Below are 17,874 nucleotides of genomic sequence, written 5' to 3'. Positions count from 1 at the left end.
GGCCATCGTATCCCGCGGCGGCACCGCTGATTTTGTGGAAACTGCCGCCTCATGCGACTACCATGCCCAAATGCGCCGCAAGCAGCGGTGCCAGGAGCCCCAGCTGGTACTCATCAATCACGACGCCGGCCAGGCTGTCCAGCCCGCTGATGCTCCGGAAGTCGGTGCCGCGGAGGTCGAAGTCCTTCAGCCTGGCCCCGGCGAGCTCCAGGGTGCCGATGGTGCAGTTTTTCAGCGCAATCCGGGCCGCGGTGGCGGAGCCGAGGTCCAGTTCGCTGATGATGCAGTCGCTGATCTGCACGTCCGCGAGCCCCGAGCCCCGCAGGTTCAGGTAATCCAGCTTGCCGCCGTCAATCCGCACCGACTGCCAGCCGCTCTCATAAAGCTCCGCCGATCCCCATCTGGGGTTGCTGAAGATGACGTCGTGCATGGTGGAGCGGGCGGCATTGAAGACAGGGGCGTAGGCCTCCCCGATGACACAGTCCCGGAAGGTGGCGCCCCGGAGCTGGGCCTCATTGAAGGAGACCCCGGCAAATTCACATTCTGCGAAGGTGATGCCGCTGAGCTCCAGCCCGTCCGCGGCAGCGCGGCTGTACCGCATCCCGTCATACCGTTCGGCCCGCCGGAAGTCCGGCGCACCCTCATCCCGGAGGCCCTCAAGCCGGACCGGCGTCAGCCTCGGTGCCATGACCTTCAACGCCGCACCTTGGCGCGGCCTGCCCAGGGACCTTCCCGCCACTACGGCTGCTCCGCCTTCGCCGCGATCTCGGCGAGGTCCCTTGCCAGGGCCTTGCGCGTCAGGTTCATGCCCATTCGCCCGAAGACAGCAAGCATGAGCCTGCTGACTATCGTGGGCCGGAGGACCTCCGCGCCGAAGGTCAGTCCCAGGTCAGTCCCGCCGTCCCGTTCTTCCAGCGTGAACCGGGTGGTGTAGTCCGCTCCGCCCTGCAGCGCCTTCACCGTTGTGCTGCGCGGCGGATCCGCCTGGGACACCCACATTTCCACGGTCTCACGCCGGCCCATCATGGAGCGCGTCTCCTTCCAGCGGGTGCCTTCGCCGTACGGCCCCTCGCTGACCATCTGGATGGACTCCACCCCGGACAGCGTGGCGGCGGACCCTGGAATATCCGAGATCACCGCCCAGACTTTCTCCGGGCTGGCGTTCACGTGCTGACTCAGGCTGATGCTGCGATTCATGCCTTTGAGCCTAGCCGCGGGCACCGACAATCGGGCGCGAAAACCCTCCCGCGCGGCGCCGCCCCGCAAAGCCTCCGCAGAGAAACCGGAAACGACTTGAAATAGTAAGCATGCTTCGTGTTAGGCTGAAATGGCTTTGTCAGATCAACCGGCAACGGAAGGTGGTGCCCCTCATGGGTATCGGAGACAAGATCCAGAATGCTGCAGAGGACTTCGGCGGTAAGGCCAAGGAAGCAGCAGGCAACGCGACGGACAATGACCGCCTGAGGGCAGAGGGCCAGAAGGACCAGGTGGTAGCCGACGCCAAGAAGGTCGGCGAGGACGTTAAGGACGACTTTAAGCGGGATTAATACACCCACCATCAAACGGCGACGCCGGACTCCCTTGGGGGGAGCCCGGCGTCGCCGTTTCTGCAGGGCCAATGATGGCGGCGGGCCGCCTTTCGCAAAAGGTGACCCGCCGCCGTCGTGATCAAAGCAGGAAAACTAGCTGAAGAGTTCGCTCTTCGGCTGGTTGTTCTTGACCTTCTGCCAGCCCAGCCACAGCACCAGGGCGAAGAACGGGATGCTGGCGAGGGTCCAAAGACCCAGCAGGAAGACGTCACCCGTGGCCTTGTCCGTCATGGTGTCGAAGCCGATCAGGACGGTGATGGCCAGCAGCGCCACGAGTCCAGCCCAGCTGGTCCACGGCGAACCCGGCATCGGCAGGCTGGAGACATTGCCCCTCTTCTTGCGCAGCGCGATCTGGCTGGCGAAGATCGAACCCCAGGTGAAGATCACGCCGATCGAGGCGGTGTTCAGGGCGAGGTCGAACGCGTACGAACCGCCCAGCCAGATGTTCAGCAGGATGCCCACGAGGTACACGACGGCGATGGCCAGGATGGCCGCATACGGCACGTGGCGGCGGGACATCTTGGTCAGCCACTGCGGGGCGTGGCCGTTGTTGGCCATGGTGCGGAAGATCCGGCCGATCGAGTACAGGCCGGAGTTGCAGGAGGACAGCGCGGCGGTGATGACGATCATGTTCATGACGTCGCCCATCCACGGCAGGCCCATCTGGCCGAAGACGGTGACGAACGGCGAGGTGCCCGCCTTGTACTGGTCCGAGGGCAGCAGCATGGCCAGCAGGGTCACGGAGCCGACGTAGAACACCACGATGCGGACCACGACGGCGCGGATCGCCTTGGGCACTTCGCGTTCAGGATTTTCCATCTCGCCGGCGGTGATGCCCACGAGTTCGATGGCGTTGTAGGCGAAGATGACGGCGTTGAGCACCAGGATCATCACCAGGGCGCCCTTGGGGAACATGCCGCCGTCGCCGGCGAAGAGGTTGACGGGCGACGCGTGGCCGTCACCGACCTTGGCGTTGGTGATCACCATGAAGGAGCCCACGGCCAGGAAGATCACGATGGCGCCCACCTTGAGGCAGGACGCCCAGAACTCGAATTCACCGAACGCCTTGACGCTGAGCAGGTTCACGGCCACCAGCAGCACCAGCGCTGCGATGGCGGACAGTTCCACGGGGACGTTGGGGAAGAAGAACTGGAAGTACAGGCCGATCGCGATCAGTTCCGCGATGCCGGTCATGGCCCAGTTGATGAAGTACATCCAGCCCGACAGGTAGGCGCCCTTCCTGCCGAACATCTCGCCGGCGTAGCTCACGAAGGAGCCGGAGGTCTGGCGGTACATGATGAGCTCGCCGAGGGCCCGCATCAGCAGGTAGGCGATGACGCCGGCGATGGCGTAGGAGAAGATCAGGGCGGGGCCGGTGGAGGCCAGCCGGCCGCCGGCTCCCATGAAGAGGCCGACGCCGATGGCGCCGCCCATCGCGATCATGGTGACGTGGCGCCGGCTCAGGGTCTTCTTGTAGCCCTCGGCGCTGAGGGTCGAGTCGACGGCGGCGGATGGAGCCGTCGGGCTCATAAGTTCTGTGGGGGTACTTTGAGGCACAACTGTTCCTTGTAGGTCGGGGGTTGCCTTGGGTAGGGCACTGCCGGTTTCGGAACCTGGAGTTTTTGTACAGATAATTCGGCTTTCAGCCCCTCTTGAGGACGGCATCTGTAGAAGAACTCATGAAGCATCGAAGGTTCGCACGGCCCATCTATCGTACAAGACTTCCAGACAGCTCCGTGACGGGGGCAACATTCCGCGTGCTCCTGCCGGTTTTTGGCATGTCCGTCACAGGCCGGCCGCGCCCGCCTCCGCAACAGAAAAACGCATGGAGAAAAAGCTCCCTCTGGGGCCCGCATTGCCGCTACTCTGAGCACCATGACCGGGGATCCGTTCCCGGCCATGGCTTCCGCACCGTCTCATGCGGGCGCCGGCACTCGCGCCATTTTCAGGGGGGACTATGAGAAAGAGAGCATTACGGCTGCCGGCTGCCCTGCTGCTGGCAGCCTCGGGGTGTTCCGGCGGGGGCACAGCCCCCGCCGGAACCAGCTCCAGCGCTTCACCACCAACCGGTACGACGGCGGTGACCGAGCCGCCGTCGGAATCCTCACCACCCACTACGGCCCCTTCCCTGCCCACCGACGTTTCCACGTCACTGAACGCGATCGATGCACTGCAGGATCACACCTGCGCGGCCGGTCCGGACGGGCAATGGACGTTCAAGGGGACACTGGTCAACTCCTCGGACAAAGCCAAGACGTACACCGTGGCCATTGCCGTCACGGTGGGCGCGGCTGTCCAGGGCCACGCCCTGATCACGGAAACCGTGCAGGCAGGGAAATCGGCTGAGGTTTCTGCGGAGAACTTCGCCAAGACCACGGGCCAGACCGGCACGTGTGAACCGGTTGTGTCGGTGGAGGATGCTTCGTGAAAAAACCAATACTTGCCGCTGCCCTGCTCCTGGGCCTGGCGGCCGGACCGTTCGTGTCCACTCCTGCGCTCGCCGTTGGTTCCACGTCCGCCATGCCGGCCGCGCAGACGACAGAGGTGCAGGCAACAGAGGTGCAGGCAACAGAGGTGACCGGCCCGGCGACGGACGGGGCCTCGCCCGCCCCAACCGACACCGCGGGAACCATCCCGGAGGCACCGCTGCCTTCCGAGCCGGTCTCGCCGTCGCCCTCGGACACGACGTCAGCAACCTCGCCACCGGAAACCACACCGTCTGACACCACGTCCCCGGCAGTTACCCCGCCGCCGTCAACCCCTTCGCCTTCTACCCCGCCGCCCGCCACTGCTCCGCCGGCAGCGCCAAAACCAATCGCAGTACCCGGCCCGATCGGTGCGAAGTGGCAGGCCATGAAGGGAGCGGCGGGGGTTCTGGGTGCGCCCCGTACGAGCCAGTTCTGCGGTGGCGGCCTCTGCCACCAAATTTTCAGGGGCGGAAACATTTACTGGACGGCAAAAACCGGCGCCCATCCGGTCCTGCGCAACTCCGGCCACACCGGGCCCGCCTGGTACGCGGGCGGAACCCTCCCCACCTTCGGATACCCCACCACCGACGAGGTGGCGGCACCGGGCGGAACCATCCAGCGGTTTGCCACCGGACGGATCCTGGCATGGATCCCGAAGGGCGTGTACCAGGTCCGTGGCACAGGCGGCGTGGGCCGTTACTGGATTGCCCTCGGCGCTGAGAAGGGCCTGGGCCTGCCGATCAACAGGGAATTCTGCGGGCTGAAGGGCGGCGGGTGCGCCCAGGCTTTCGCGAAGGGCAACATTTACTGGTCGCCGGCCACCGGCGCCCGGATCGTGACAGGCCTCATCAATCAACGGTGGCGCGCAGAGGCCGGCCACAACGGCGCTCTGGGCTACCCGGTCGCCAACCAGGTCTGCGGCCAGCCGGCCGGCGGCTGCCTCCAGCGGTTCCAGGGCGGAACGATCTACTGGTCCCCTGCCACCGGAGCCTGGGCTTCACGCGGCGTCATCGGCACCAAGTACGCCAGCATGGGTGCCAGCCGGAGCTCGCTCGGCTACCCCACCGCGAGGCTCCGCTGCGCTGGGTCGCAGTGCGTGCAGTCCTTCCAGCGGGGCTACATCGGCTGGACCAGCACAACCGGTGTCCGGGTCTACGCCATGACGGAATGCTCCAAACTCAACAACGGGCGGAGCAAATACCCGACGCACGGCGCCAACCGCGTGCTGCTGACCTTCACGCAAGGGTACGGGCAGTCCCGGGCGACGAACATCTACTGCGTCCGCATGGCCGGGCTGTACGTTGCCGACTGGAAGACCGACGGCTATGTGGGAGCCTCCGGCTTCAAGCCGCCGGGAGTCCCCTCCGGTCCTACGCGCTATCTGTACTCCCCCACCGGCTCATTCTCCGTGACGGAGGCCTTCGGCCTGGGCAACCCCGGAACGAAGCTCCCGTACCGCACGCTGAACCCCCGGTCCCGCTGGGGCGGAAATCCGTGGACCGCGACGTACAACAAGTACTTCGAGTCCTCATCGTGGGTGGGCTGGGACGAGAACATGTGGTACTTCGCCACCCGGGCCACGCACGACTACCGCCAGGGCGTGGTGATCAACTACAACCGCCCCAACATCGTGCAGGATGCCGGCTTCGCCATCTTCCTGCACATGAACAAGGTCCCGACGGCGGGCTGCATCTCGCTCGACGACTGGGCAGTGGTGGACTACATGAGGAAGGCGACCCCCGGTGACCGGATCATCATGGGAACCTACAGCGCATTGTTCCGGTAGTTCCAAACTCCTTTATTCCCCCTGCGGCATATTCCGCTGACAAGGAAAACCCAGGCCCGGCAACACGCCGGGCCTGGGTTTTTTCTCAGGCCGGGAGCGCAACCTTCTCCAGCTCCCCGTCAGCCATCGTGTACCTGAGCCACGTGCCCGGCGTACCTCCGCCGGCCCGGCCGCGGGCGCGGTCGGCACAGCCGTCGAACCATTCCCCCAGCGCCCGGTCATGGCTGACCATCACCACCGTTCCGCAGAAGTCCGCGAGCGCCGACTCCAGTTCCTCCACCAGCGCCGGGGCCAGGTGGTTGGTGGGCTCGTCCAGGAGCATGACCTCGTTGTGGCCCAGCAGCAGCCGCGCGAGTGCCAGCCTGCGCTGCTGGCCTGCGGACAGCGCGCCCACCGGCACGTGGAACTCGCTGGTCCGGAAGAGGCCCAGGCGCAGCAGCGCCTCCGCGTGGTCGTCGATGTTTCCGCCCAGCCCGGCGGCAAAGGCCGGCAGCAGCCGCAGGGACGGATACTCGGGCAGCTCCAGTTCCTGCTGCAGGTAACCGATCCGGCCGTGGCGCAGCACCTGGCCAGCGTCCGGCTCGAGGGTGCCGGCCAGGACGGAGAGCAGCGTGGACTTCCCGGCACCGTTGGGCCCCGTGATGAGGATCTTCTGCCCGCGGTCCACCCGGAACTCCGGGATATCCAGGCGGCCAGGCACGCGTGCATTGCGGGCATGCAGGACCCGGCCCGCCGCTTCCGGGGCTCCGTCCGAACCGGCGGCGCCCGTGCCGGAAGCGGCAGCGGAACCGTCCGGCCCGCCGTCGAGCGCGCCGTTCAGCCCACCGTTCAGCCCGGCGTCGAGCTTCAGGCGTTCCGGCGGGCGCTCGACGGGGTTGTCCTCCAAGCGGCGCAGCCGCTCCTGTGCATTGCGGATCTTGCTGGCGGCGGCCCGCTCCCAGGTTCCCGTCTTGAAGTCGAAGCCGGCCTTGTCGTTGTCCCGGCGGCGGGCATAGCCCATCCGTCCGGCCACGGTATCCGCCTGCCGGCGTTCGGCGTCCATGGCGTCGAGCCAGCCGTGGTACTGCTGCACCCACCGCTGGCGTTCGGCCCGCTTCTCCTTCAGGTAGCCGTCGTAGCCGTTGCCGTAACGGTTCACGGTCCGGCGCTCGGCGTCCACCTCGATCACGGCGGTGGCCACCTTCCGCAGCAGCACGCGGTCGTGCGAAACCACCACCACGGCGCCCCGGTGCGCAGCGAGGCGTCCCTCCAGCCAAGCTGTGCCGCTGGCGTCGAGGTGGTTCGTGGGCTCGTCCAGGAGCAGGATGTCCGCGGGATCAGCCAGCAGGCATGCCAGCGCCACGCGCTCCTGCTCCCCGCCGGACAGCGAACCGAGCGTCCTGCTGCGCTCCACGCCGCCCAGGCCCAACCGGTCCAGCGCCGCCTCCACCCGGGCTTCCGCGGCGTAGCCTTCCCGCAACTGGTACTGGGTCTGCAGGTTCCCGTAAGCCTCGAGCTCTGCGGGGCCGGCCGATGCCAGGCCGACCTCCAGGCGTTCCAGCTCGGCTTCCATCCCGCGCAGCGCGCGGAGCGCGTCATCTATCGCGTCCGCCACGGTCAGCCGGGCAGGAAGCCCTGAGGTCTGCGCCAAGTAACCGACCCGGCCCTGCCGCTGGACCCTGCCTGCAGCAGGCGCCTCGATGCCCGCGAGGATCCGCAGCAGGGTGGATTTGCCGGCGCCGTTCTCGCCCACGACGGCGGCGTGTTCCCCCGCGGCGATCACCAGTTCGACGCCGCTGAAGAGCTCGCGGTCCCCGTAGCTGTGGGAGACGCCGGACAGGCGCAGCTGTTCGGTGCGGAAATTGTGTTCAGCCATAAGAAGTCCTCGCAGTCCAAAGGGCAGCCCCGGAGCTCGAGCTCGACGGGCCTGATCGGGCCATTGCGGTGTGCAGGCCGGCGGCTGCCGGCGCCACGGTCTAGGACTTCATGGGTCAAGCCTGCCCGGCGGGGGCTGCGCGGTCAAGGCGCGCACCGCCGTCGGGCCCACTACGCTGGGAGCGCGAACGTACACTTGCGGCCCTAAATGAGCGCTCACTCGGGGCCACAACTGTCCGTTCGCGCACTCCCCAAGGCGCGGACCGGCGTCGGGCTCCCCCTGCGGCTAAACGGCCAGGGCCGCCTTCCGGCGCCGGGCCTTGGCCAGCCGGGTGCCGATCAGCCCCTGCCGGGGACTGAACAGATAAACGACGGCGAACACGGCTCCCTGGGTGAGCACCACCATGGCGCCGGACGCGGTGTCCAGGTAGTAGCTGAAATAAATCCCGGCGATGGAGCATGCCGCGGAGATCGCTGGCGCGATCACCAGCATGCGGGAGAAGCGGTCCGTGAGCAGGTACGCGGTGGAACCCGGGATGATGAGCATGGCCACCACGAGCACCACGCCCACTGTCTGCAGCGCCACCACCGAGGTCAGCGCCAGCAGCCCCAGCAGCAATGCCCCCAGCCGGCGCGGCGAGAGGCCGATGGCGTGGGCGTGTGTGGGGTCGAAGGCGTAGAGCGTGAGGTCCCGGCGCTTCAGGATGAGGATGGCGAACGCCACCACGCCCAGCACGAGCACCTGGATGAGGTCGGGCATGCTGACGCCCAGCAGGTTGCCGAAGATGATGTGGTTGAGGTCTGTCTGGCTCGGCGTCACCGAGATCAGCACCAGGCCGAGGGCGAAAAGGGACGTGAACACGATGCCTATCGCAGCGTCCTCCTTCACCCGGCTGGTGTTGCGGACCACCCCGATGAGCGTCACGGCCACCAGCGCGAACACCAGCGCCCCGAGCGCAAACGGCGCCCCCACGATGTACGCCAGCACGACGCCGGGCAGGACCGCGTGGGAGACCGCATCACCCATGAGGGACCAGCCGATGAGGACCAGCCAGCAGCTCAGGACCGCGCAGACCACTGCGGCGAGCGCAGTGGTGAGGATGGCCCGCACCATGAAGTCGTAGCCGAGGGGCTCCAGCAGGAGAGTGATCGGATCCATGATTCAGCTCCCTGCCCCGTGCCGGCCGTGCTCCCCGTCCCGGTTCAGGACATCCAGCCCGAACGCCATGGCCAGGTTCTCCGGCTGCAGCACCACCTCCGGCGCCCCGTGCATGAGCACTTTGCGCATGAGCAGCACGGCTTCATCGCACAGCTGCGGCAGCGCATGGAGGTCATGCGTGGAAATGAGGATCGTGCAGCGGTCCGTCGCGAGCTCGCGGAGCAGCCGGGTGATGGTCGCCTCCGAGCGCTTGTCAACGCCGGCAAACGGCTCGTCGAGCAGCATGATGGTGGCACCCTGCGCTATGCCCCGTGCCACGAAGGCGCGTTTCTTCTGGCCGCCGGACAGCTGGCCGATCTGCCGGCTGGCGAAATCGGCAAGTTCCACGCGGTCCAGGGCCTCATCCACGGCAGCACGGTCTGCCTTGGACGGCCGCCGGGTGAAGCCCTGGTGGCCGTAGCGCCCCATCATCACCAGGTCGCGGACGGACAGCGGAAACTGCCAGTCCACGTCCTCGCTCTGCGGGACGTATCCGATGCCGCCTACCTTCCGCGCTTTGGCCGGCGGCGCCCCGTTGATCAGGACGCGGCCGGCGTCGGGCCTGATCATGCCCATGATGGTCTTGAACAGCGTGGACTTGCCCGAACCGTTCATCCCGACCAGCCCGCAGATCCGCGCCGGCTCAAGGACCAGCGAGGCGGCATCCAGGGCAAGGACCTCGCCATAGTGCACGGTGACGTTCTCGACCTGGATTGCCGGTTGCGGCTGTGCCTGCGCGGCTTCTGCGGCGCGGTGGACGGTGAAGGCGCTCATGATGCACCTGCGAGGGCAGTGGTAATCACTTGGGAGTCATGCCGGATCAGGTCCAGGTACGTGGGCACCGGCCCGTCCGCTTCGGAGAGGGAGTCCACGTACAGCACGCCGCCGAACTTTGCGCCTGTGGCTTCCACCACCTGCCGCATCGGGGCGTCAGAGACCGTCGACTCGCAGAAGACGGCTGGCACCTTGTTGGCGCGGACGTACGCGATCGCCTCGGTGATCTGCTGGGGCGTGGCCTGCTGCTCGGCGTTGACGGCCCAGATGTACACCTCGTCGAGGCCGGCGTCGCGGGTCAGGTAGGAGAAGGCGCCTTCGCAGGTCACCAGGGCACGCTGATTCTTGGGCAGGGCGGCGAGCTTGGCTTTCATCTCGTCCTGCACGGCTTGGAGCTTCGCCTTGTAGGCCTTGCCGTTGGCCTCGAAAACTTCGGCATTCGCGGGATCCAGCTTGGAAAAGGCCTTCACCATGTTGTCTACGTAGATCTGGACGTTGACCGGCGACATCCATGCATGCGGGTTCGGCTTGCCCTGGTACGAGTCCTCGCGGATGGACAACACGTCCACGCCCCCGCTCACCACGGCGTGCGGCACATCCAGGCCCTCGACGAACTGACCGAACCAGGCCTCCAGGTTGAGCCCGTTATCCAGGATCAGGTCCGCCTGTGAAGCCTTCCGGATGTCCCCGGGGGTGGGTTCGTAGCCGTGGATCTCGGCGCCGGCCTTGGTGATGGATTCCACCTGCAGCTTGTCACCGGCCACGTTCCTGGCCACGTCCGCCAGCACCGTGAACGTCGTCAGCACCACGGGCCGGCCGTCGCCGCCCGTGGCGTTTCCGCCGCACGCTGTCAGGGCCAGGCAAAGAAGCACCACTGAGGCTGCTCCCCGGCTGCGGGTGGGCACAAGGGCAAGAGTTCGGCGGACTACTTTGGCGCACCGAAACCAAAAGTTAGGCATACCGAATATTTTATCGGCGCCGTTCCAGCCCTGCAATGTGATGCGTCACACCGGGGCCGCAAATGTCCGTTCGTGCGAGGCCACAACTGTCCGTTCGTGCAGGGCCACAAGTGTCCGTTCGCGCAGGTGCTGGCGCACTAGGCTGGAAGCATGGTGAACACCAGACGGATGCTTCCTGCTCCGCGGCCGGATCTGTATCGGTTTTCGCCGCTGGACCTCACCGCCGTCGGGCTTTATGTGGCCGTCGCCGCCTTCTTCGCGCTGGCCGGCGAACTCCTGCTGCCGCTGCTCCGGGAGCTGGCTCCGACGCCGGCCGTCGCCTCCTACGGCGTGAACCTCCTGTTCTACGGCTGCGTCGGCGCCCTGGCGCTGCTCGCCGCGCGCGGGGTGGTGTCCCGGGACCTCAAGGTGCTGGCCACCCGCCCCTGGTTCACGCTCGCGATGGTGCCGCTGGCCGTCGTCGTGATGATGGTTGTCACCGCCTTCCTGGTGGCCGTGGGCGCGACCGCCGAGACCTCCGCCAACCAGGCCGGGCTGCAGGCGCTCATGCGGCAGGTGCCGGCCTGGCTGATGGTGCCGCTGATCGTCCTCGTCGGGCCGTTCGTCGAGGAATATGTGTTCCGGCATCTGCTGATCGGAAAGCTGAGCAGGCGCGTCAACATCTGGATCTGCTGCACCCTGTCCGTGGTCCTCTTCGCCGCCCTGCACATCGTGGGCCAGGAGGCGCTCACCCTTGCCGCCCTCATGCCGTACCTGGCCATGGGCGGAACGCTGGTGTTTGTCTACGTCTGGACGGGGCGCAACCTGATGTTCGCCTACTTCGTGCACGCGGCCAAGAACCTGCTGGCCGCGATCTTCCTGTACACCATCCCGCCGGAACTCCTGGACCAGCTGCAGCGGGTCCAGGGTTAGCAAGGGCGCGCCGTACACGTGACGGATGCGTCCGGACCCCTTTCCGTAGGCGGCGCCGCCATCATAGCTTGGTGCCATGGGACTCAACATTCAGATCGCCATCGACTGCAAGAACCCGCACGACCTCGCCGACTGGTGGGCCGAGACGCTGGACTGGTCCGTGGAGCCGCAGGACGAGGGCTTCATCCGGTCCATGATCAGCCAGGGCTTCGCCACGGAAGACCAGACCATGACCCACAACGGCAAGCTCGTCTGGCGGGACGGCGCGGCGATCCGGCCCACCGAGGAACTCGAGTCGAAAGCACCGGAACGGCGCCTCCTGTTCCAGACCGTGCCGGAGCAGAAGACCATCAAGAACCGGGTGCACTGGGACGTGCGCCTCGACGGCCGGGACAAGGACGAGGTCCGCGCCGAACTCGAGGCCCGCGGCGCCACCTTCCTCTGGACCGCCAGCCAGGGACCGCACGAATGGCACACCATGGCCGACCCCGAGGGCAACGAGTTCTGCATCAGCTGAGCCGATTACTAGACTTGGACGGTGAGCAACGAATTCCCCGCCAAGGTATCCGACGTCTTTGACCCGTCCCGCTGGCGCACCGTGTCCGGCTTCGACGACTTCCAGGACCTGACCTACCACCGGCAGGTGGAGCGGTCCGGGGACGGCACCGTCACGCGGGACCTGCCCACCGTCCGCATCGCGTTCAACCGTCCGGAGGTCCGCAACGCCTTCCGCCCGGGAACGGTGGACGAGCTGTACCGGGCCATGGACCACGCGCGGATGACGCCGGATGTGGCCACCGTGCTGCTCACCGGCAACGGTCCCTCACCCAAGGATGGAGGGCATTCGTTCTGCTCGGGCGGGGACCAGCGGATCCGGGGACGCGATGGTTACAGGTATGCCGACGGCGAGACGCAGGAAACCATCGACCCTGCCCGCGCCGGCCGGCTCCACATCCTGGAGGTCCAGCGGCTCATGCGGACCATGCCCAAGGTGGTCATCGCCGTCGTTAATGGCTGGGCAGCGGGCGGCGGGCATTCCCTGCACGTGGTCTCGGACCTGACCATCGCCTCGCGCCAGTTCGGCAAGTTCAAGCAGACGGACGCCACCGTGGGAAGTTTCGACGCCGGCTACGGCTCGGCACTCCTGGCCCGGCAGATCGGCCAGAAGGCAGCGCGGGAAATCTTCTTCCTCGCGCGTGAATATTCCGCCGAGGACATGGTTCGGATGGGCGCCGTGAACGAGGCAGTGGACCACGAGCGCCTCGAGGAGGTGGCCCTGGAGTATGCGGCGGACATCGCCCGGCAGTCCCCGCAGGCCATCCGGATGCTCAAGTTTGCCTTCAACCTCGCCGACGACGGCCTCGCAGGCCAGCAGGTGTTCGCCGGCGAAGCCACCCGCCTGGCCTACATGACGGACGAGGCCGTGGAGGGCAAGGAGGCGTTCCTGCAGAAGCGCGACCCCGACTGGTCCAAGTTCCCGTACTACTTCTAAGCCCGCACTCGTCGGAAGGCACCCCATGCCCGCGCACCCCATGCCCACACAACACAGGCGCCCGCAGTGAATATCGAGCCGGCCCTCAAGGCGCTGGCGGCCGCGCTCCACGGTGAGGGTCCCGCCGTCGAACTCTCCGCCGGCCCGGACGGCGAGCCGGTGGTGACGCCGGTGGAGACACCCGGGTTCGAGGACGCCGTCGCTGTGGTCCGCACGTCCGGGTCCACCGGGACGCCCAAGGCGACGGTCCTGACGGTGGACGCGCTGGCGGCGTCGTCGATGGCCACCGCCTTCGCGCTCAAAGGCGAGGGGCAGTGGCTCCTGGCCCTGCCGCTGCAGTACGTGGCCGGCGTGCAGGTGCTGGTCCGGTCGCTGTTCGCAGGCACCCGGCCCTGGGCGATGGACCTGTCCGAAGGCTTTACCGCGAACGCCTTCACCGCGGCGGCATTGGAGCTGACCGACAACATCCGTTTCACCTCGCTGGTGCCCACGCAGCTGCAGCGCCTGCTCGCGGACCCGTCGGCGGACACGCTCGCCGTGTTGCGCCGCTTCAACGGCATCCTGCTCGGCGGCGCGCCGGCCTCTGCCGAGCTCCTCGAGTCCGCCCGGGACGCAGGCCTCCGCGTGGTCACCACCTACGGCGCGGCCGAAACCTGCGGCGGCTGCGTGTACGACGGCTATCCGCTCGAGGGCGTGGCCCTGCGGCTCGCCGAGGACGGCCGGATCCACCTCGGCGGAGCCACCCTCGCAGCGGGCTACCTGGACGCGCCGTCGCTGACGGCCGAGGCTTTCGTCGAAGAGGACGGCAACCGCTGGTACCGGACCAACGACCTTGGTGCACTGGACGCCGACGGCCGGCTTACCGTGCTGGGCCGCGCCGACGACGTCATCATCACCGGCGGCGTCAAGGTTTCCGCCGCGCACGTGCAGGCTGAGCTGGAAAAGTCCGACGGCGTCACGGCGGCGTTCGTCGCCGGCGTCACGTCCGCGAAATGGGGCCAGGCCGTAGCGGCTTATGTTGCAGTCGCCCCCGTTTCCGGCGACGGGAGCTCTGCTCCCGCTGCCGGACGGGACGGGGCGGCCTGGGCCGAGGAATGGCACCGGACACTGGGGCTGCTGGGTCCGAAGACCGTCCTTCCGGCCAGTGAGCTGATCATGCTGCCGAACGGCAAACCGGACAGGCTGGCCATGATTGAACGGCTCAACGCGCTCCATCAGGGAAAATAGAGTAGTTCTGCCGCGCCGCTGCGGCTTCGCGTGCCCTGCGCATGCCCATGCTTTCCGAACGTACCACCGACCCAACACGAGGTATTACCGTGGCCACAGCCGCACAATGGATCCAAGGCGCCCGGCTCCGCACCCTGCCGGCCGCGATCGCCCCTGTCCTGATCGGCTCGGCAGCGGCCTATGAGATGGGTTCCTTCCTCCTGCTCAATGCTGTCCTGGCTGCCCTCGTGGCGCTGCTGCTGCAGGTCGGCGTCAACTACGCCAACGACTACTCGGACGGGATCCGCGGAACGGACGAGAACCGCGTGGGCCCGCTGCGGCTGGTCGGTTCCGGTGCTGCCCGGCCTGAACACGTGAAGTATGCCGCGTTCGGCGCCTTCGGCCTGGCGATGCTGGTGGGCCTGGTACTGGTCATCATCACCCAGACGTGGTGGCTCCTGCTGGTGGGCGTGGGCTGCGTGATGGCGGCGTGGGGCTACACGGGAGGCAAGAACCCGTACGGCTACATGGGCCTTGGCGACGTCTTCGTGTTCGTGTTCTTCGGGCTCGTGGCCACCCTTGGCACCACCTACACGCAGGCGGGGCAGATCGGGCTGCCCGCGGTGATCGGCGCGATCGGCACGGGCCTCATCGCCTGCGCCCTGCTGATGGCCAACAATGTGCGGGACATCCCGTCGGACATCCAGGCCGGGAAGAAGACCCTGGCGGTGCGGCTGGGTGACAAGCATGCCCGCGAAAGCTACGTGCTGATGCTTGCCGTGGCCATTCTGCTCGTGGTGATCCTGGCGCCGACGCGGCCGTGGATGCTGATCGTGCTGCTGCTGATCCCGGCCTGCCTGATGCCGGCCTGGCTGATGATCAACGGACGGAAGCGCAAGAGCCTGATTCCCGTCCTGAAGCAGACAGGACTCATCAACCTCGGCTACGCCGTGCTGTTCTCGCTGGGACTCGTGCTGAGCAGCGGACTGTAAGCCCGGGCGCCTTCAGGTCCGGGCATCTTCAGGGCCCGGCCCCTTCAGTGCTCCCGGACCCTTCAGTGCTGGGGAACGGCAGGCCCGGGCACCTCAGGGCTAGGCGTCCGCAGGTGCAGGCCCTTTCCAGTGCTAGGCGTCCTCGCCGCGCGGTTCGCGCTTCTTGACTTCGTTGCGGATGGTGACGTCCGGGTGGGTGTCCACGAGGTGGTCCTCGGCCTGGGCATCGTCGATCTCCCCGGCAGTGCGGATGGGCTTGGCGCGGCCGGAGAAGCGGGCGTGCAGTGACGCCGTCGCGGCATCGCGCTGCTTCTGGAAGAAAAGGTAGCTGATGGCAAAGGAAATCAGCCCCGCGCAGACGACGGCCAGGAACCACCCCAACTGCAGGAAAACGAACAGCACGAACAGGGGCAGGAAGATCGCGAGCCGGATCAGGGAGTATTTCAGAAAAGCCACTATCCAAGTTTAGCCGTCCTGCCAGACCGTAGCCTGCGTCATCTGCGGCCCCGGTCCGGCGTTTTGCTGGCGCATGACTGTGGGCATACTGTAGTCTCCGCCGGGGCATACGGCGGCTAGACTGATTGCATGCCTCGTGTTGTCCTCGCAGTCGTCATTCTCGCCATCTACGTCTACGGACTGGTGGACGTTATCCGAACCGACAAGCATCTGACCCGCGGGTTTTCCAAAACAACCTGGATCATCATGGTTGCCCTTCTGCCACTCATCGGCGCAGCGCTGTGGTTCCTGATCGGCCGCCCCCGTGCATCGGCCACGGCCCGGCCGGTTTACCCGCAGCATCCCACCGCCCCCGACGACGACCCCGACTTCCTGCGCAACCTCGAACAGCGCCGTCGCGAGGCGGAGCGGCTCCGCAAGCTGCGGAACGATGCTACCGGAAAGAACCAGGCCGACGCCGGGCCGCACCGCACGGGCGCCACGGGATCTGCCCCAGGCACTGGCGCCGGCACCACGAGCAGCGGCAATTCAGGTACGGGCAACCCGCCCGCAGGCGAGCCCGGTCCGCGCAAGCCGGGCGCGGCGGGCGAGGCCAACGCCGAAGGCAACCCCGAGGCGAAGTAGACCCGCTCTTTCGCCAAAAAAGGCCGCCCAGCAGCTAGCTGAGCGGCCCTTTTTGGTAAATCGATGCCGTCGCCCATCTCTCCTGCCCGGCGGCGCCTCGATTACCAAAAACGGCCGCTCCCCAGAGTCGAATTGCCCAAAACGGCCGCTTCAGGGCTTCGGCAGGCGGCCTTTTGTGGCAATACCGCGAAGCATGGTGCTGGCCCGCTGGGGAGCGTGGCCACGGCGACTATCCCTCCACACCGGCCCAAAATTGTGGATAACGGCCTAAAGCCCCGCCCGGGCAGCAGAATGCTTCTATGCCGCGTCCACGCCCTCTGCCGCCCGCACTGCAGGCGCAGCCGTTCACCATCCGCCAGGCCTCAGCTGCGGGCCTGACTCGCAGACGCACACGCGCCCTCGACTTGGCCAGTCCCTGCCATGGGGTGCGCACGTCTGCGGCGGTGGAGATCACCCTCCTTGTCCGGGCGCGGGGGCTTGTACTCGCAACCGGAGCGGTCATAAGCCATCTCTCCGCCGCTGCACTCTGGGGTTTCCCTCTTCCGCTGTGTTTTGAGGATCACGCAGTAATCCATTTGACTAGCCGGGACGGCGCCAGGGCCGTGCGAAGGAAGAACGTCTGCGGCCACCAACTTCCGCTGCCCGAAGAGGACATCTTCGTCGGCCGTTACGTGGCCTGCACGTCACCGCTTCGGACGTGGTTCGACCTTGCGGGCCTTCTGTCACTGAAGGACCTGGTGATTGCCGGTGACTTCCTTCTGCGCCGCAGGGATCCGCTTTCAACGCCAGGGGCAATGGACGCTTTCCTCGCCGAGAAGCAGGGCAGGGCCGGGTACCCCAAGGCAATGAAGCCCAGGGCTCTCATCCGCGCAAACACCGATTCTCCAAAAGAGACTGAGCTGAGGCTCCTACTGACGGCAGCCGGACTCCCCGAGCCATGCATCAACGTACCTATGTTCGATGAGACCGGCGGCTGGGTGCAGGACCCCGACATGTCCTACGAGGAGTTCAAGGTTGCCCTCCAGTACGACGGCGGCCACCACGCAACCCCGGCCCAGCGGAGGAGCGACATCTACCGGGACGAAAAAGCCCGGAGCCTCGGCTGGCTCGTCCTGGTTCTGACGCAGTTGGATCTCGATCCCATCGTGCCGGGCGAGGAACCCACCGCCATCACCAAGGTCCGAGCAGCACTGACAAAGCGCGGCTGGAAACCATCACGCTAGTCTTCGACGTTTCGCCCCTCCCCGCAGGTACCCGCCCGGCTCTGCCCCGCGAAGCCTGCCGGCCTTTCCCGCGGTCTCACCCTTTAGCCAAAAAGGGCCGCCCAGCAAGCAAGCCAAACGGCCCTTATATGTAAATCAACGTACCCATGCGGCCCATTTAGGTAAATCGAAGAGTGCATGCGGCCCTTATTGGTAAATCGGCAGACTTCGGCTGATCAGCAGGGCGACCCGCAGCCCACCCGCCACGCGAAGCCCTCGCCCGTCCCGCGGCTTCGCCGTTTCGCCAAAAAGGGCCGCCCAGCAAGCATGCCAGGTGGCCCTTTTGGGTAAATCGAGGAGCC

The 17,874-nt window shown here is 66.8% G+C and carries 18 protein-coding genes; 10 read left to right on the top strand and 8 right to left on the bottom strand.

Features of this window, described 5'->3' with window-relative positions:
- Window positions 1-49 precede the first annotated feature (49 nt).
- Window positions 50-688 carry a pentapeptide repeat-containing protein gene (locus BWQ92_RS14520; RefSeq protein WP_076803735.1) on the bottom strand — a complete coding sequence of 213 codons (639 nt, stop codon included), beginning with the start codon at window positions 686-688 and terminating at the stop codon, window positions 50-52.
- Between the two features lie 50 nt (window positions 689-738).
- Window positions 739-1,197, bottom strand: coding sequence for an SRPBCC family protein (locus tag BWQ92_RS14515; protein ID WP_076800570.1), 459 nt, complete (start codon window positions 1,195-1,197; stop codon window positions 739-741).
- A gap of 173 nt (window positions 1,198-1,370) precedes the next feature.
- On the opposite strand from BWQ92_RS14515, the gene BWQ92_RS14510 reads away from it, so the two are divergent.
- Window positions 1,371-1,547, top strand: a complete 177-nt coding sequence (locus tag BWQ92_RS14510; protein ID WP_076800569.1) for a CsbD family protein — start codon at window positions 1,371-1,373, stop codon at window positions 1,545-1,547.
- A gap of 135 nt (window positions 1,548-1,682) precedes the next feature.
- On the opposite strand, the gene BWQ92_RS14505 is transcribed toward BWQ92_RS14510, so the two are convergent.
- Window positions 1,683-3,146, bottom strand: coding sequence for an amino acid permease (locus BWQ92_RS14505; RefSeq protein ID WP_076800567.1), 1,464 nt, complete (start codon window positions 3,144-3,146; stop codon window positions 1,683-1,685).
- A gap of 400 nt (window positions 3,147-3,546) precedes the next feature.
- On the opposite strand from BWQ92_RS14505, the gene BWQ92_RS14500 reads away from it, so the two are divergent.
- Together BWQ92_RS14500 and BWQ92_RS14495 are read left to right on the top strand one after the other, a co-directional pair.
- Complete coding sequence (locus tag BWQ92_RS14500; protein ID WP_157365161.1) at window positions 3,547-4,017, top strand: hypothetical protein; 471 nt, start codon at window positions 3,547-3,549, stop codon at window positions 4,015-4,017.
- Window positions 4,014-5,843: a hypothetical protein gene (locus BWQ92_RS14495; protein ID WP_076800563.1), complete on the top strand. Its 1,830-nt coding sequence runs from the start codon at window positions 4,014-4,016 to the stop codon at window positions 5,841-5,843. The genes BWQ92_RS14500 and BWQ92_RS14495 overlap by 4 nt, the downstream gene beginning before the upstream one ends.
- Before the next feature lie 85 nt (window positions 5,844-5,928).
- Here the strand turns inward: BWQ92_RS14495 and BWQ92_RS14490 are convergent, their stop codons facing one another.
- From BWQ92_RS14490 to BWQ92_RS14475, 4 genes are all read right to left on the bottom strand, one after another.
- Window positions 5,929-7,698, bottom strand: coding sequence for an ABC-F family ATP-binding cassette domain-containing protein (locus BWQ92_RS14490; RefSeq protein WP_076800561.1), 1,770 nt, complete (start codon window positions 7,696-7,698; stop codon window positions 5,929-5,931).
- 285 nt (window positions 7,699-7,983) lie between these two features.
- Complete coding sequence (locus BWQ92_RS14485; protein ID WP_076800559.1) at window positions 7,984-8,856, bottom strand: metal ABC transporter permease; 873 nt, start codon at window positions 8,854-8,856, stop codon at window positions 7,984-7,986.
- Between the two features lie 3 nt (window positions 8,857-8,859).
- The gene (locus tag BWQ92_RS14480) at window positions 8,860-9,669 is read right to left on the bottom strand and encodes a metal ABC transporter ATP-binding protein (protein WP_076800557.1); all 810 of its coding nucleotides are present in this window, start codon (window positions 9,667-9,669) and stop codon (window positions 8,860-8,862) included.
- Complete coding sequence (locus BWQ92_RS14475) at window positions 9,666-10,628, bottom strand: metal ABC transporter substrate-binding protein (RefSeq protein ID WP_076800555.1); 963 nt, start codon at window positions 10,626-10,628, stop codon at window positions 9,666-9,668. The genes BWQ92_RS14480 and BWQ92_RS14475 overlap by 4 nt, the downstream gene beginning before the upstream one ends.
- A gap of 150 nt (window positions 10,629-10,778) precedes the next feature.
- Between BWQ92_RS14475 and BWQ92_RS14470 the strand changes: the two genes are divergently transcribed.
- From BWQ92_RS14470 to BWQ92_RS14450, 5 genes are all read left to right on the top strand, one after another.
- The gene (locus BWQ92_RS14470) at window positions 10,779-11,540 is read left to right on the top strand and encodes a CPBP family intramembrane glutamic endopeptidase (RefSeq protein ID WP_076800554.1); all 762 of its coding nucleotides are present in this window, start codon (window positions 10,779-10,781) and stop codon (window positions 11,538-11,540) included.
- 76 nt (window positions 11,541-11,616) lie between these two features.
- Complete coding sequence (locus BWQ92_RS14465; protein WP_076800552.1) at window positions 11,617-12,057, top strand: VOC family protein; 441 nt, start codon at window positions 11,617-11,619, stop codon at window positions 12,055-12,057.
- 21 nt (window positions 12,058-12,078) lie between these two features.
- A complete protein-coding gene (locus BWQ92_RS14460) occupies window positions 12,079-13,032 on the top strand; it encodes a 1,4-dihydroxy-2-naphthoyl-CoA synthase (protein ID WP_076800550.1) in 954 nt (317 codons plus the stop codon).
- 66 nt (window positions 13,033-13,098) lie between these two features.
- A complete protein-coding gene (locus tag BWQ92_RS14455; protein ID WP_076800548.1) occupies window positions 13,099-14,259 on the top strand; it encodes an AMP-binding protein in 1,161 nt (386 codons plus the stop codon).
- An 89-nt stretch (window positions 14,260-14,348) separates the two neighbouring features.
- Window positions 14,349-15,230 carry a 1,4-dihydroxy-2-naphthoate polyprenyltransferase gene (locus tag BWQ92_RS14450; protein WP_076800546.1) on the top strand — a complete coding sequence of 294 codons (882 nt, stop codon included), beginning with the start codon at window positions 14,349-14,351 and terminating at the stop codon, window positions 15,228-15,230.
- Window positions 15,231-15,362: 132 nt separating this feature from the next.
- Here BWQ92_RS14450 and BWQ92_RS14445 read toward each other — a convergent pair whose 3' ends face one another.
- Window positions 15,363-15,686, bottom strand: a complete 324-nt coding sequence (locus BWQ92_RS14445) for a DUF4229 domain-containing protein (protein WP_172411778.1) — start codon at window positions 15,684-15,686, stop codon at window positions 15,363-15,365.
- A 129-nt stretch (window positions 15,687-15,815) separates the two neighbouring features.
- Between BWQ92_RS14445 and BWQ92_RS14440 the strand changes: the two genes are divergently transcribed.
- Window positions 15,816-16,310, top strand: coding sequence for a PLD nuclease N-terminal domain-containing protein (locus BWQ92_RS14440; protein WP_076800542.1), 495 nt, complete (start codon window positions 15,816-15,818; stop codon window positions 16,308-16,310).
- Between the two features lie 602 nt (window positions 16,311-16,912).
- Window positions 16,913-17,533, top strand: a complete 621-nt coding sequence (locus tag BWQ92_RS14435) for a hypothetical protein (protein WP_236782963.1) — start codon at window positions 16,913-16,915, stop codon at window positions 17,531-17,533.
- Window positions 17,534-17,874: the final 341 nt, after the last annotated feature.

The organism is Arthrobacter sp. QXT-31, from assembly GCF_001969265.1.
Classification (GTDB): domain Bacteria; phylum Actinomycetota; class Actinomycetes; order Actinomycetales; family Micrococcaceae; genus Arthrobacter.
This window is presented reverse-complemented; position numbering and strand designations above follow the sequence as displayed.

What these genes read in the sequence shown, in the direction of transcription:
- BWQ92_RS14510 (WP_076800569.1), top strand. Translation starts at nt 1,371, where the DNA reads ATGGGTATCGGAGACAAGATCCAGAATGCTGCAGAGGACTTCGGCGGT.
- BWQ92_RS14480 (WP_076800557.1), bottom strand. Translation starts at nt 9,669, where the DNA reads ATGAGCGCCTTCACCGTCCACCGCGCCGCAGAAGCCGCGCAGGCACAG.
- BWQ92_RS14490 (WP_076800561.1), bottom strand. Translation starts at nt 7,698, where the DNA reads ATGGCTGAACACAATTTCCGCACCGAACAGCTGCGCCTGTCCGGCGTC.
- BWQ92_RS14465 (WP_076800552.1), top strand. Translation starts at nt 11,617, where the DNA reads ATGGGACTCAACATTCAGATCGCCATCGACTGCAAGAACCCGCACGAC.
- BWQ92_RS14520 (WP_076803735.1), bottom strand. Translation starts at nt 688, where the DNA reads ATGGCACCGAGGCTGACGCCGGTCCGGCTTGAGGGCCTCCGGGATGAG.
- BWQ92_RS14440 (WP_076800542.1), top strand. Translation starts at nt 15,816, where the DNA reads ATGCCTCGTGTTGTCCTCGCAGTCGTCATTCTCGCCATCTACGTCTAC.
- BWQ92_RS14515 (WP_076800570.1), bottom strand. Translation starts at nt 1,197, where the DNA reads ATGAATCGCAGCATCAGCCTGAGTCAGCACGTGAACGCCAGCCCGGAG.
- BWQ92_RS14485 (WP_076800559.1), bottom strand. Translation starts at nt 8,856, where the DNA reads ATGGATCCGATCACTCTCCTGCTGGAGCCCCTCGGCTACGACTTCATG.
- BWQ92_RS14475 (WP_076800555.1), bottom strand. Translation starts at nt 10,628, where the DNA reads ATGCCTAACTTTTGGTTTCGGTGCGCCAAAGTAGTCCGCCGAACTCTT.
- BWQ92_RS14470 (WP_076800554.1), top strand. Translation starts at nt 10,779, where the DNA reads ATGGTGAACACCAGACGGATGCTTCCTGCTCCGCGGCCGGATCTGTAT.
- BWQ92_RS14500 (WP_157365161.1), top strand. Translation starts at nt 3,547, where the DNA reads ATGAGAAAGAGAGCATTACGGCTGCCGGCTGCCCTGCTGCTGGCAGCC.